We start from the raw sequence: 13,601 nt of genomic DNA, 5'->3' as shown, positions 1-13,601 counted from the left end.
AATGGATTTAAAAGATAAATTAATTTCTTCTTTTATGGCCTTTGAGAACAATGTGGACGTAGAACATCCTGTTCACGATGTGCGTACGGAAGCCATAAAGAATTTTGAAGCAAAGGGGTTTCCGAACAAGAAGGAAGAAGCCTGGAAATATACTTCGTTGAACAGTCTCCAGAAAATAGATTTCAGCATTTTTCCTAAACAGGACAACGCACTTGAATATAAGGATGTCAAAAAATATTTTATCCATGATATAGATACCTACAAAATTGTCTTTATTGATGGAGTTTATAGTTCGCACTTATCCGAAACTACACACGATGGGGTAGATATCTGTTTAATGAGTTCGGCCTTGACCAAACCCATGTACAAACAGATTATAGATGTATACTTTAATAAGGTCGCCTCAAAAGACGAGTCCTTAACAACGTTAAATACGGCTTTCAGTAGAGAGGGAGCTTACATCTATATTCCAAAGAATAAGATGCCAAAAAAACCGGTGGAGATTTTAAACTTTGCCACAGGGAACGAGGCATCGCTAATGCTGCAACCAAGAAACCTTGTTATTGTAGAGGAGAATGCGGAAGTTCAGATTATAGAACGTCATCAAAGTCTTACTTCTAACGAAGTGCTTACCAATGCCGTTACAGAGATTTATGCTGCGGAAAATGCGATAATAGACTACTATAAAATCCAAAATGACGCTGCTAAGGCTTCTTTGATAGATAATACTTATATCAATCAAAAGAGTAAAAGTAATGTGAGCGTACATACCTTTTCTTTTGGCGGTAAACTAACACGTAACAATCTTAATTTCTTTCAAAATGGCGAGTACATGGACTCTACCATGAAGGGAGTTACCATATTGGGAGACAAACAACATGTGGACCATCATACTTTGGTGCATCATATTGAACCTAATTGTGAAAGTCATCAAGATTATAAAGGAATTTATGGCGATAGTTCTACCGGGGTTTTTAACGGTAAAATCATTGTAGACAAGATAGCGCAGAAGACCAACGCCTTTCAACAAAATAACAATATCCTTGTTAGTGATAAGGCAACGATCAATACGAAACCGCAATTAGAAATTTTTGCGGATGATGTAAAATGTTCCCACGGTTGTACAATTGGTCAATTAGATGAAGATGCGCTTTTTTACATGCAAACAAGGGGTATTCCTAAGAAGGAGGCACGCGCACTTTTAATGTACGCTTTTGCCAACAATGTTTTGGAAAGTGTTCGTATTCCTGAACTTAAAGCTAGAATCAATAAACTAATTGCCAAGAAATTAGGGGTTAATCTAGGATTTGACTTATAGGTTTATGTACAAAATTGATAATAATAGAAAAAGAGCTATGATTGTCATAGCTCTTTTTTCGTTTTTGGTTTATGATGGTAATGCCCAGGAGACCACTTTTGGATTAAAGGGCGGGCTAAATTATTCCTCCGTTGTTGGGGATTTAACGGACGGTATAAAATTTCGTTTCTCAGGTCATGGAGGACTCTTTTTGGAAATAGCTTTTTCCGAGAAGTTTCAGTTGCAGCCAGAACTCCTATATTCTTCTCAAGGGTTTCAATTTAGTACGGATTTAGCTTCTATTCAAAATGGAGGTTCTACGGGCGAAGAAAATGATTTTAGAACCAATGTGCAGTTGAACTACTTAACTATTCCATTATTAGGGAAATTTGCATTGAACGATAGGTATGCCTTGGAATTTGGGCCACAATTCGGGTTTTTGCTCAACCAAGTAACCAAAATCAAGAATTTGGACGAGCAAGATGGTACTAATACTAATGAAAGAAGCTCCGTCTCAGGAGATTTTCAGTTGGATTACGGTGTTGCTGCGGGAGTGGCTATGCGTATAAACGATAACATTTCGTTAGCGCCTAGATTTTATATTGGCATTAGAAATCGGCTGAACGGATTACCCAATGCTCAGAACTACAATGTTGCACTACAGTTTTCTGCGAATTATAGTTTTCGCTGATATACGTAATCATATTACTTTAATTTGGCCCTGTGATGTAAGTAGATATGGAACCTAGTCGGTATCTTTGTATTTCAATAAAAGTGCTATGTTGAACGTAACGAAAATTCGAAAAGATTTCCCCATTTTAGAACGTGAGGTCAATGGTAAACCACTGGTTTATTTAGATAATGCGGCTACCTCACAGACCCCACAACAGGTGATAGCTACAATAGTGGACTACTACCAGAATTACAACGCTAACATACATAGGGGTGTTCATGCACTATCGCAAGAGGCTACCGATAAATACGAGCAAGCACGTATAAAGATTCAAAAACATTTTAATGCGGCTAAAACGCATGAAATTATCTTTACCTCTGGCACTACCCATAGTATTAACATCGTTGCGAACGGTTTTTCTTCCCTGATTGGAAAAGGAGATGAAATCCTTGTCTCCGCAATGGAACACCACTCTAATATCGTACCCTGGCAAATGCTATGCGAACGTACAGGGGCAACACTAAGAGTTATTCCTATGAATCAAGATGGAGAGCTTTTAATGGAGGTGTATGATGATTTACTTTCCAAAAAAACAAAGCTGGTATTCTGTAATCACATTTCAAACGCGTTAGGAACTATTAACCCTATTGTAGAAATAATAAACAAAGCCCATGCAGTGGGTGCAGCTGTGCTAATAGATGGGGCCCAAGCAGCACCGCATTTAGTGGCAGACGTTCAAAAACTGGATGTGGATTTCTATACGGTTTCCGCACATAAAATATGTGGACCCACAGGAGTTGGTATGTTATATGGCAAAGAAGAATGGCTTAGCAAACTACCACCTTACCAAGGAGGTGGCGAAATGATTGCAGAAGTTACTTTTGAGAAAACTACCTATGCGGACTTGCCTCATAAATTTGAAGCAGGTACACCGAATATTTGTGGTGGTATAGCCTTTGGCGCAGCCTTGGACTATATGAACGCGATTGGTTTTGATGCCATAGCAGCTTACGAAAATGATTTGTTAGCGTATGCCACTGCCGCATTGCTAGAAATAGAGGGGCTCAAAATTTACGGAACCGCAAAAAATAAGACCTCTGTTATTTCTTTTAATATTGAGGGTTTGCATCCCTATGATATAGGAAGTATTTTGGATAAACTGGGGGTTGCCGTGAGAACAGGACATCACTGTGCACAACCCATTATGGATTTTTACGGAATTCCGGGTACTGTAAGGGCCAGCTTTAGCTTTTATAATACCAGAGAAGAGGTAGATGTTCTGGTCAATAGTGTTAGACTAGCAAAGAATATGTTGCTTTAAACATAGGAGTTATGGTTTTCTTAAACTATTGATAACCACCGATTGTTATTGTATTTTTGCAAAAAATTATATCCTTTTAGGGAGATAAATTGGGCTTATGAATATCAAGGAGATACAAGATGAAATAGTAGATGAATTTTCGATGTTCGAAGATTGGATGCAGCGCTATGAATATATGATAGAGTTGGGAAAATCCCTGCCCTTAATTGAAGATGAATTTAAGACGGATGATAATATCATCAAAGGTTGTCAAAGTAAAGTCTGGGTACATGCTACCTTAGAGGAGAATAAATTGATTTTTACTGCCGACAGCGATGCGATAATCACCAAAGGAATTATTGCTATTTTAATACGGGCATTCAGCAATCAAAAGCCAAAGGACATTATTGACGCCGATACCGAATTTATTGATGAAATAGGGCTTAAGGAACACTTATCACCTACAAGGGCAAATGGTCTTGTGAGCATGATAAAACAGATTAAATTATATGCGGTGGCATATCAAACACAAATAAACTAAAGATGAGCGAAGATAATATAGCAGAAGATAGTGCAGTCTTAGGTGATAAAATCGTTAGAGTATTGAAAACGATTTATGACCCTGAAATTCCCGTAGATATTTATGAGCTAGGGCTTATTTATGATGTTCTGGTCAACGAAGATACAGAGGTTAAGATTTTGATGACCTTAACTTCACCTAATTGTCCTGTTGCAGAAACATTGCCTGTAGAGGTAGAAGAAAAGGTAAAATCTATAAATGAAATTAAGGATGCGGAGGTAGAAATTACCTTTGATCCACCTTGGACCCAAGATTTAATGAGCGAAGAGGCTAAATTGGAACTGGGAATGCTCTAATACAGCTTAATCGGTATAAATTTTTTAGTTGTAACCATGCCTGATGAAATTATAAATAAGGTTTCCCTAAGCAAGCTCGTAACATTTGACCTTGAAGATTATTATCCAAAAGGGGAGCGTATCGTTTTAGATATAAAAGATTGGCTTTTTGAGGGCTTTATCTTGAAAGAAAAAGAATTTAGGCATCATATCAAGGCGCATAATTGGGAACAGTATAAGGGTGCATATGTAGCGTTAACCTGTTCCACGGATGCCATAATTCCTGGATGGGCTTATATGCTGATTACTACAAAACTTCAGCCTTTTGCAGTCAGAACGGTTTTAGGAAACCTTGAAGATTTGGAGACGTCAATATACCAATCTATCATAGAGAACATACCTGTTTCTGACTTCAAGGATAAACCTGTAATCATAAAGGGCTGTAGTAACAAACCTGTCCCTCCCAATGCATATCTAATCCTAACGGCGAAATTATTGCCAGTAGTAAAGTCGGTCATGTATGGTGAAGCCTGTTCCTCCGTACCCTTGTATAAAAGAAAATAATACCACTTTTTTTTAGATTGAAATGTGACTATTCTTACATTTGCGTTTCTAAAAAATAAACACGAAATCATGAAAAACATTTTACTAACAACGGCGCTACTGTTTGCATGCGCTTTAGGTTTCTCACAAACCGAAGAAGAATTAAAGGCCCAAATGGCCCCTAAAACAGATTCTATTGCTGCCATACAGGGAAGGGTAGATGCTATTCAAGCACAGATTGATGCACTTCCTGGATGGAAAAAAGGAGCGTTTGGTACCATTGGTGCTAACTTAAGCAGCTTTAATAACTGGTATGCGCAAGGGTCACCGAACAACTCCTCTGGTAACATTGGTGTTACGGTAAATGGTTTTGCCAACCTGAATCAAGAGAAATTTTTCTGGAGAAATTCTGCGAACATTAACCTTGGATGGGTAAAATTTGACGATAAAGATGATCCGGCTGACGACGATAGTTTTAGACAAGCAGCGGACGTATTTACGATTACTTCACTTTACGGTCGTAAAATCAGCGAAAAATTCGCCATCTCTGGATTAGGAGAATATAGGACTACGATTCTGGATAATTTCAATGATCCTGGCTACTTGGATTTAGGTGTTGGTGCTACGTGGACTCCGATAACGGATTTAGTGGTAGTCATTCACCCCTTAAACTACAACTTTGTATTTAGCAACAACGATGCTGTTTTTGAATCTTCTTTAGGAGCCAAGATAGTTGCGGATTACACTAGAAAAATTGGAGCGGTTAACTTTAAGACCAACTTATCCATGTTCCAGAGTTATAAGAGCGGAGACCTATCTAACTATACGTGGATAAACTCTTTTGGATATACCCTATGGAACGGCATTGGACTTGGTTTTGAGTTCGGTCTAAGAAACAATAAACAAGAAGCATTGAATTTTGCTTTGAACCAAACACCTGCAACGGCTACATCTTTTGAAGATGTTGAAAACGATTTACAGACCTATATTTTATTTGGTTTAAACTATGCCTTCTAGGCAGCACTAAGAACGAAACATCATAAAAAAAGCCCTCCTTTTTGGAGGGCTTTTCAGGTTAAGTAGTTATCGTAAAATTTGGGATTTTACTTTCTAGCTATGTAAGTTCTATTCTTGATTTGGGGTCAACACTATCACTTAAACACAGTGTAAATTTATGGCAAGTTTACAGTTTCACAAGATTTATGTTGTGAACGTATCTTATAATGTTGTGAAAAATATCAATGGAAGTAATTGATCGATGAACTACATCATACGATGTATACTTTGCACTTAATACTCATCTAAATGTTCTGGATAAAGGAAATTATTGTAAGGAAAACGCGTCACATGAATGTCTCTTACCTCATCATAAACCCTCTTCCTAAATTCGTCAAGGTTTTCTTTATTAAGGGCGGATATGAACAAGGCACGATCGCCCACTTTTTCCATCCATGTACTTTTCCAGTCGGCAATGGTAAAATGTTTGGAAGTGCGTTCGGTGACTAAATCGTCTTCCTCTATTACTTCATTCTCGTGTTGGTCAATTTTATTAAAAACCATTATGGTTCTTTTGTCGGCACTTTTTATCTCGTCTAAAATTTGATGAACAGAATCTATGTGTTCTTCGAATTGGGGATGAGAAATATCCACAACGTGTAATAACAGGTCAGCCTCGCGTACCTCATCCAAAGTACTCTTAAAACTCTCTACCAACTGGGTCGGAAGCTTTCTAATGAACCCCACCGTATCACTCAATAGAAAAGGAAGATTACCAATGACTACTTTACGAACGGTCGTGTCCAAAGTGGCAAAGAGTTTGTTCTCTGCAAAAACATCACTTTTACTGATAACGTTCATTAAGGTAGATTTGCCTACATTAGTGTAGCCTACCAAGGCAACCCTAACCAAAGCTCCTCTATTACCCCGCTGGGTTTCCATTTGCTTATCGATCTTAAGAAGTTTCTTTTTAAGTAAGGTTATACGATCTCTTACTATACGCCTATCCGTTTCTATTTCCGTTTCCCCGGGACCACGCATACCGATACCACCTTTTTGTCGCTCTAGGTGTGTCCATAAACCGGTTAGCCGGGGCAGCAGATACTCGTATTGGGCTAGCTCTACTTGCGTACGGGCATAACTGGTCTGTGCGCGCTGAGCAAAAATATCTAGGATAAGACTGGTACGGTCAATAATCTTGCAGCGAAGCTGTTTTTCTATATTTCGCTGTTGTGCAGGTGTAAGTTCGTCATCAAAAATAACAGAGCCTATTTCATTCTCTTCAACAAATTTTTCCACCTCTAACATTTTACCGCTTCCGATAAGTGTTTTTGGATTGGGCACATCCATTCGTTGTATAAAGCGTTTTAAAACTTCTCCGCCAGCAGTGTAGGTCAAAAATTCAAGCTCGTCCAAGTATTCTGTAACCTTTTCCTCATTCTGTTCCCTGTTCAGGATACCAATGAGTACTGTTTTTTCGTAGGTATTGGTTTTCTTTTCTAACATATATATTTAAAGTGCAAAATTAAGAAAAAGGGACCAAGCTATTTTAGTAATTTTATTGACCCAATTAAACACCCTATGCGATTTTCCCTTTTTAAAAAAAGAAAAAGTAAACATCTCTGTACGCTGGCATTTTATAATCTTGAAAACTTATTCGATGCCGAGGATAATGACCATACTTTAGACGAAGATTTTACTCCAGAGGGTTTTAAAAAATGGACACCCAAAAGATACCAACAAAAACTGGGTAAGCTAGCTAAAACCATTTTTGAAATAGGAAAAGGCTGCAATACGCATCCCCCGGTATTGATCGGGGTGGCTGAAGCGGAGAACAAGTCGGTGTTACAAGATCTTATTAAAAAGGATTCATTAGCAAGCATTCCTTACGATATTGTCCACTATGAATCCCCCGACGAGAGAGGTATAGATACTGCGCTTATTTTTCATCAGAAGTATTTTAAAATCCTGAATACAGCACCGTTACCATTGATCATAAAAAATCTGGATGGTGCCCGAGATACCACAAGAGATATACTATATGTACATGGGCAATTGAATGGGGAAGAAATTCATGTATTCGTAAACCATTGGCCCTCTAGGAGAGACGGAAGCGATTCTACGGAATATAAAAGAATCATTGCCGCGGAAGTAATTTTAAAGAAGATGGCGTCAATCGAGGAAAACCATAGTAATCCTAATTACATCATTATGGGAGATTTTAATGATGACCCTCATTCAGCCAGTATACAAAAATTGCTAGCTAATAGTGCGCTCTATAACCCTATGGAGAAATTACATGCTCCTAAAATAAGGGGAAGCGCCAATTATAAGAAAAGTTGGAGCCTTTTTGATCAAATTATTTTATCACACAATTTTTTTAACTACCAAAAGGGTTCGCATAGCTTTGATAGGGCCAATATTTATGATGATGCGTCCTTAAAGGAGTATAAGGGGAAATATAAAGGGAGCCCATTTAGAACCTACGCCGGGAGTAAATATTTGGGCGGTTATAGCGATCATTTTCCTGTTTACATTATTCTGAAATATAATAAGTAAAGCTTTTTTAGCAAATACTAATTGTAAGAATAATCTTATAAACAACAAAAAATAGCACTTTCACAACAGGAAAGGATATCATCCTATGTATTTCATCGAATAAATCTATTTTTTGAATTAATTATCTAGTGTTGTAAAATATATTTGTAGTCCAAATCTTACATTTATAACCTACGACCTATGAACTACCAAATACCTGAGAGCAAAATGTATACATCGATTAGTATCATTTTGCTCTTTATTTTAATTTGTCCATTAGCTTTTGGCCAGTCCGAAAAATTAAAGTCCCTTATTGATAAGGAATATGATTTCTCCAAGATAGGGGCAATGCACGTAGATCTAGAATTTGATTTTGAAGATAATAGGAAAAAAACGTTGGCGCTTGCCAAGATAAACAACTGGAAAGTTAAAGAAGTACTTGCCGATGGTAAAAAAATAGAATTACAAGAAGTGGGTACCGATGGTAGCCCTATTTTTTACGAAACCTATGCTGAGGATGCAAGTCAGACTTCAAGAGCGTCTACGTTACATACAAACGGTTTGTTGGAACTGGATTTGGATGGAGCAGGAATGCAGGTAGGGGTTTGGGATTCTGGTGTTGCGCTTACAACGCATCAAGAATATGATATCCGAGCTACTGTAGCCGATGGAAGCAACGAGATAGATGCACACGCTACTATGGTAACTGGTAGCATTATTTCATCTGGAATAAAGAAAGAAGCCAAAGGGGTTGCCCATGCCGCAAATGTACTTTCACACGATTGGACAAGAGATAAAATAGAGGTGACAGAGGCAGCAGCTAACGGTCTATTACTTTCTAATCACTCTTATGGTATCAAAACCGATAGAGTGCCGGACTGGTATTTTGGCTCCTATATCAAGGTTTCCCAGGATTGGGACAGGATAATGTATAACGCTCCCTATTATTTAATGGTTACTGCCGCAGGTAATGCTCAGAACAGGAGAGATAACGATGCTCCCATCTTTGGAACGAGTAGTGACGGTTTTGATCTGATGTTGGGTTTTACCATAGCTAAGAACGGACTTACGATAGCCGGTGCAAATACTAAGGTAGATAGAAAAGGAAACCTCAAGGAAGCTGAGGTATCCCCATACAGTAGCTTTGGCCCTGTGGATGATGGAAGGATCAAACCAGATTTAGCGGGCGATGGATCTTCTATCGTGTCTACGTACGCAACGAGTAATACAAGCTATAATGCCTCCTCTGGAACGTCAATGGCCACTCCGGGTGTTACAGGGGCGTTATTGTTGTTACAACAGTATAACGAACAATTGTACGGTTCTTATCTAAAAGCGGCGACCTTAAAAGGATTGGCTTTGCATACGGCGGATGATGTAGCCCAGGCCGGACCTGATTATAAAATGGGATGGGGCATTATGAACGCTAAAAAAGCTGCCGAAGCACTTATAAACAAAGACTATACGACTCATATTTCTGAAGAGAACCTAGAGGACGGTGCCACCTTTACCTTTACCGTAACGGCAAATGGAAATGAAACCTTAGCTGCTTCTATTTCTTGGACCGACCCAGAATCGGAATACATCAATAGAGGAGTAGTAAACGATAAAAGGATTGCACTGGTGAATGACTTGGACGTAAGGATTACCCAAGATGGAAAAACTTTTTTTCCCTGGAAACTAAATCCAATTGATCCTAAGGCAGGTGCAAAACAAGGCGATAACCTTGTAGACCCTTTTGAAAGAATAGATATCCCAAATGCAAAAGGTACGTATACGATTACCGTATCCCATAAGGGCGCACTAAAGAATAATGCTCAGGATTTTTCGCTATTAATTTCAGGCGCTAAAATGAACCATTGTAGTATTGCCACCCCGGATGGTCTTGCTTTGGATGCGGCCTCGACGAATGAGATAACAACATCATGGAACGGTACTTTGGATGCACTGTATGAAGTACAATATAAAAATGAAAATGAGGACCAATGGATTACGGAATACGTGACCAACGATTCTTTTGTACTGAAAGATCTACTAGTCAATGAAAACTACATCCTACGGGTACGCACATTTTGTTCTCAAAACATTGCATCAGAATATACTGATGAGTATCGTTTTACGTTCTTAGGTGAATCGACGGTAGTGGGTCCACTAGATTTCAATGAAACGTTCAATAAAGACGCAGAAGTTAATTTTTCAGTCTATCCCAACCCAGCGGCAAATGAGATCAGGTTAAATACAGAGGTAGCCGATACGGCCATGTATAGCATCGTATCTTCCTCCGGAATTGAACTCAAAACAGGGTCTGCAAAGAATGCTCAAATCAATGTGGCAGATTTGGCCACAGGATTGTACATTATACAAGTTCAGGATTTGGGAAGTAAAAAAAGTGCTAAATTTTTTAAATATTAAAGAAAGGTAGTTCCCCCAAAGTAAAATTACTACTCAATATAGGCCTTTCAGTTTGTTATATTGGAAGGCTTATTACTTTAACAACCCATGGGAATATTAAAAACAATTAGCTTTTCGTTAGTCACTTTATTTTTGTCAGTCAAAATTAATTTTAAAAAAATTCTACTCATTGATACGTCAATAGGATAGTCGTTTACATCTTTTACATTCATTAATAAATCTAACCAGTGTTCTTGACAATTGTTTTTTACCGCTAGTTTAAGTTCTGCCATATCAACAGGTATAAATTTTTGCCAATCTTCTGGAGCGTATGTAGTGGTCATGAATGAATTACTTCCTTCTTGGAGTTTTAGTTTTTGCCATGGTGAGTCATAGTGCTTCCATTCCGTTAAGTCACAGTGTGGTCCTTCGTTCATAATAGTTATACTATTTTCAAAACGCTGGTATACCTCTATTTTTTCATAGTCGTGATTTTTTAAGTAAAACTTTTTACCTTCTGGGGACTCCCCCAATTCTACTGAAACTTGAGCACGATCTTTATGAACTTTTGCCAGCTCTTCTTTTGTATCCCAAACAACGATTTCGTCCATTTGAAAAACGAAATCATTAAAAACAAGCTGAATTCGTTGTGGTGGAGCATCTTCTTTAAGATACCCATCGAATACATAGCCTTTCTTTTTGGGATAGGATTGACCAAGGTCTTCAATTTCTACCCAAACACCATTAATTGTCTCGCCATCATCTAAAATACTTAAGGGAAAGTTGGTTCGTTGAACGATGCGGACTGACGCTCCATAATCTAGTTTTCCTGTCTTATCTCCCTTTCTTGTAGGCTCTTTTCTAATAATAAGTCCATTATCTGCATGTACGTAAAGAATTTCTTGCGCGCTTACTTGAAAAGCGAGACAAAATATTAATACCAGACCTATTTGTTTAACCATGGGATGTTTTTTAAATAGAACGCCATTATACGTTTTTAATTTCATTATCATTTAATACAGGGTCATTTCTCATTTTCAAGAATACCTGTGCGGTGGTAACTACGTCTAGCTCGCAATAGTTTACTATGCGGTCAATATCCTTCTCTTCATAAAAGACGTCGCGCACCATACTACCGTCTATATCTTCCTTTGGTGACGGGATTCCCAGAATATGGGCCATAAGTTTTAGAGAAGTATAGTGTTTGTAATCACCGAACTTCCAAAGTTCCATGGTGTCCAAATGTGGTACTTCCCATGGTTTTTTTCCGAACAAATCCAGTTTGTAGGGTAATGATATACCGTGGATAATCATTCTTCTTGCGATATAGGGGAAATCAAATTCTTTTCCATTATGTGCACATAGCAAGTGTTTCGGTTGATTAAAATGACTGTTTAAGAGGTTTTTAAATTCCTTCAGTAATTTTACCTCACCACCTTGAAAACTGGTTACCCGAAACGTTTTGGAATCACCGTTTAAACTAAAATAACCTACAGAAATACATACTATTGTTCCAAACTCTGCCCAGATACCCGCACGATCGTAAAATTCTTCGGGGGTGTAATCGTCTTTTCTTTGGTAGCGCGATTTTTGGTCCCAGAGTTCTTTTTTAGCGTCATCCAAATCTTCAAAATTTTCCTTTTCGGGAACGGTTTCAATATCCAGAAATAAGATATTTTCCAAGTTAATCTTTTGTAACATGGCATTAAATTTATGGTTAGTGCTATTAAATTAATGCATTAATTTAATAAGATCGTCAACTTAGCCTTCGAATAATATTGTATCTTCCTCGTTGACAAAAATTTTTGCTATGAAATTGAGTCCGGTTCGCACATCTAATTAGGTATGCGAAATTGACTTGTTTGCATGGTACAAAACCATCTATGACATGCGTAATTTCTATTTAGTTTTCTTCTTTTGCTGTCTTTTCTTGTTGAGTTGCTCAAAAGAAGACGATATGGCAACCGTCGAGGTTGAAGAAAGAATTAGTTTTGAACTAATTGGAGTCAACCGGGATGCTGTTTTTCAATATCGCCACGACGGAACGCTAGACAGCACGGTTGAAACCAACCTTACCAACGAAATTGGGGTTAACACCAACTACTTGACCTTAAGGCAGAGTGGTTCAACGCTCTCCTTTTATTCATTCGATTCCGGAAAATTCTCTTTGTTCCAAAAAAATGTGGACACTGACGAAGTTCAAGTCTACAACGATTTTTATACAAATACCTCGGCCCGATCTATTGTTTGGGGAACAAATAATGATACCTCCGTGTTCTTCGGGTTCTACAACCCGCAAGGAACAACGAACCTTGCTATTCGTAATATTACTTTAAACACATTAGAGGGCACCGACCTTTCGCTAGAATTTAACATCAATACACTTTATCCTCCTTTGTACCATAACGGCAAGTTGTTCGTTACCTACAGAACCAACGCTTTGGAATACAAGATAGGCGTCTACGAAACGGAAACAAATGTCATACAGCAGACCTTGTCCTTTGGCAACGATGCTCCAAGTATTTTAATCGACGATAATGGCGATTTGGCGGTCTTTAAATTTTCTTCTGAGGCAAACACCACGTTGGACATTTTAGATTTTAATACTTTAGACAGGGTTCAAGAATTTTCGCCTACCTTAAGCCAACGTTTTAATCCGGGACCCATCAACGCAAAACTTATCGATAATAAATTTTATTATGAGTTTGAGTATTCACAGCCTTTTAGCATAGAGCGGGGACCTGCTATCTATGATTTGGCCACCAGCACCAATAGTATCATTGATTTGCCTAATCTAATAAGCGAAGTAGAGATAGCAAATGACATTTCTATCAACATTTTTAGTCAACAGTACAATGCTAAGGAAAGGTTTTTCCTAGTGTCCTACAGCGAGTTTACGAACGATAGTCAATTACGAGGAGGGGCAATGGTAATTTCTGATGAAGGTAAACTACTAGAGAACGTAGAGTTGAATTTTGTACCCGTGTATTTTATAGAGTAGGCAAATC

The 13,601-nt window shown here is 38.1% G+C and carries 13 protein-coding genes; 10 read left to right on the top strand and 3 right to left on the bottom strand.

Annotated elements, in window-relative coordinates; translation table 11 throughout:
• Window position 1 precedes the first annotated feature (1 nt).
• The 7 genes from sufD to EJ994_RS12540 all read left to right on the top strand — a co-directional run bounded on the left by sufD (window position 2) and on the right by EJ994_RS12540 (window position 5,685).
• Window positions 2-1,318: a Fe-S cluster assembly protein SufD gene (gene sufD / locus EJ994_RS12570; protein WP_126592815.1), complete on the top strand. Its 1,317-nt coding sequence runs from the start codon at window positions 2-4 to the stop codon at window positions 1,316-1,318.
• A 4-nt stretch (window positions 1,319-1,322) separates the two neighbouring features.
• Window positions 1,323-1,988, top strand: a complete 666-nt coding sequence (locus EJ994_RS12565; protein ID WP_126592814.1) for a porin family protein — start codon at window positions 1,323-1,325, stop codon at window positions 1,986-1,988.
• 88 nt (window positions 1,989-2,076) lie between these two features.
• Window positions 2,077-3,291 (top strand): aminotransferase class V-fold PLP-dependent enzyme, encoded by a 1,215-nt coding sequence (locus tag EJ994_RS12560; protein WP_126592813.1) that lies wholly within the window; start codon window positions 2,077-2,079, stop codon window positions 3,289-3,291.
• Window positions 3,292-3,388: 97 nt separating this feature from the next.
• On the top strand, window positions 3,389-3,811 hold the full coding sequence (locus tag EJ994_RS12555) for a SufE family protein (protein WP_126592812.1): 423 nt from the start codon (window positions 3,389-3,391) through the stop codon (window positions 3,809-3,811).
• A 2-nt stretch (window positions 3,812-3,813) separates the two neighbouring features.
• A complete protein-coding gene (locus EJ994_RS12550) occupies window positions 3,814-4,146 on the top strand; it encodes an iron-sulfur cluster assembly protein (protein ID WP_099573465.1) in 333 nt (110 codons plus the stop codon).
• A 36-nt stretch (window positions 4,147-4,182) separates the two neighbouring features.
• Window positions 4,183-4,689, top strand: a complete 507-nt coding sequence (locus EJ994_RS12545; RefSeq protein WP_126592811.1) for a DUF2480 family protein — start codon at window positions 4,183-4,185, stop codon at window positions 4,687-4,689.
• A 69-nt stretch (window positions 4,690-4,758) separates the two neighbouring features.
• Window positions 4,759-5,685, top strand: a complete 927-nt coding sequence (locus tag EJ994_RS12540; protein WP_126592810.1) for a DUF3078 domain-containing protein — start codon at window positions 4,759-4,761, stop codon at window positions 5,683-5,685.
• Window positions 5,686-5,958: 273 nt separating this feature from the next.
• Here the strand turns inward: EJ994_RS12540 and hflX are convergent, their stop codons facing one another.
• Window positions 5,959-7,170, bottom strand: coding sequence for a GTPase HflX (hflX, locus tag EJ994_RS12535; protein WP_099573468.1), 1,212 nt, complete (start codon window positions 7,168-7,170; stop codon window positions 5,959-5,961).
• Window positions 7,171-7,245: 75 nt separating this feature from the next.
• On the opposite strand from hflX, the gene EJ994_RS12530 reads away from it, so the two are divergent.
• Both EJ994_RS12530 and EJ994_RS12525 read left to right on the top strand, forming a co-directional pair.
• Entirely contained in the window at window positions 7,246-8,223 is a 978-nt protein-coding gene (locus EJ994_RS12530; RefSeq protein WP_126592809.1) for an endonuclease, read from the top strand.
• 180 nt (window positions 8,224-8,403) lie between these two features.
• A complete protein-coding gene (locus EJ994_RS12525; RefSeq protein WP_241240776.1) occupies window positions 8,404-10,614 on the top strand; it encodes a S8 family serine peptidase in 2,211 nt (736 codons plus the stop codon).
• 77 nt (window positions 10,615-10,691) lie between these two features.
• Here the strand turns inward: EJ994_RS12525 and EJ994_RS12520 are convergent, their stop codons facing one another.
• Both EJ994_RS12520 and EJ994_RS12515 read right to left on the bottom strand, forming a co-directional pair.
• Window positions 10,692-11,555, bottom strand: a complete 864-nt coding sequence (locus tag EJ994_RS12520; protein WP_164721462.1) for an SH3 domain-containing protein — start codon at window positions 11,553-11,555, stop codon at window positions 10,692-10,694.
• 25 nt (window positions 11,556-11,580) lie between these two features.
• A complete protein-coding gene (locus EJ994_RS12515; RefSeq protein WP_126592807.1) occupies window positions 11,581-12,294 on the bottom strand; it encodes a 3'-5' exonuclease in 714 nt (237 codons plus the stop codon).
• Between the two features lie 256 nt (window positions 12,295-12,550).
• Here EJ994_RS12515 and EJ994_RS12510 point away from each other — a divergent pair, with 256 nt between their 5' ends.
• Window positions 12,551-13,594 (top strand): hypothetical protein, encoded by a 1,044-nt coding sequence (locus EJ994_RS12510; RefSeq protein WP_126592806.1) that lies wholly within the window; start codon window positions 12,551-12,553, stop codon window positions 13,592-13,594.
• Window positions 13,595-13,601: the final 7 nt, after the last annotated feature.

The organism is Maribacter sp. MJ134 (assembly GCF_003970695.1).
GTDB lineage: Bacteria > Bacteroidota > Bacteroidia > Flavobacteriales > Flavobacteriaceae > Maribacter.
This window is presented reverse-complemented; position numbering and strand designations above follow the sequence as displayed.

Excerpts from the sequence above, each read along its gene's own strand:
- EJ994_RS12520 (WP_164721462.1), bottom strand. The coding sequence starts at position 11,555 with ATGGTTAAACAAATAGGTCTGGTATTAATATTTTGTCTCGCTTTTCAA.
- EJ994_RS12530 (WP_126592809.1), top strand. The coding sequence starts at position 7,246 with ATGCGATTTTCCCTTTTTAAAAAAAGAAAAAGTAAACATCTCTGTACG.
- EJ994_RS12555 (WP_126592812.1), top strand. The coding sequence starts at position 3,389 with ATGAATATCAAGGAGATACAAGATGAAATAGTAGATGAATTTTCGATG.
- EJ994_RS12545 (WP_126592811.1), top strand. The coding sequence starts at position 4,183 with ATGCCTGATGAAATTATAAATAAGGTTTCCCTAAGCAAGCTCGTAACA.
- EJ994_RS12560 (WP_126592813.1), top strand. The coding sequence starts at position 2,077 with ATGTTGAACGTAACGAAAATTCGAAAAGATTTCCCCATTTTAGAACGT.
- hflX (WP_099573468.1), bottom strand. The coding sequence starts at position 7,170 with ATGTTAGAAAAGAAAACCAATACCTACGAAAAAACAGTACTCATTGGT.
- EJ994_RS12525 (WP_241240776.1), top strand. The coding sequence starts at position 8,404 with ATGAACTACCAAATACCTGAGAGCAAAATGTATACATCGATTAGTATC.
- EJ994_RS12515 (WP_126592807.1), bottom strand. The coding sequence starts at position 12,294 with ATGTTACAAAAGATTAACTTGGAAAATATCTTATTTCTGGATATTGAA.
- EJ994_RS12550 (WP_099573465.1), top strand. The coding sequence starts at position 3,814 with ATGAGCGAAGATAATATAGCAGAAGATAGTGCAGTCTTAGGTGATAAA.
- sufD (WP_126592815.1), top strand. The coding sequence starts at position 2 with ATGGATTTAAAAGATAAATTAATTTCTTCTTTTATGGCCTTTGAGAAC.
- EJ994_RS12510 (WP_126592806.1), top strand. The coding sequence starts at position 12,551 with ATGGCAACCGTCGAGGTTGAAGAAAGAATTAGTTTTGAACTAATTGGA.
- EJ994_RS12565 (WP_126592814.1), top strand. The coding sequence starts at position 1,323 with ATGTACAAAATTGATAATAATAGAAAAAGAGCTATGATTGTCATAGCT.
- EJ994_RS12540 (WP_126592810.1), top strand. The coding sequence starts at position 4,759 with ATGAAAAACATTTTACTAACAACGGCGCTACTGTTTGCATGCGCTTTA.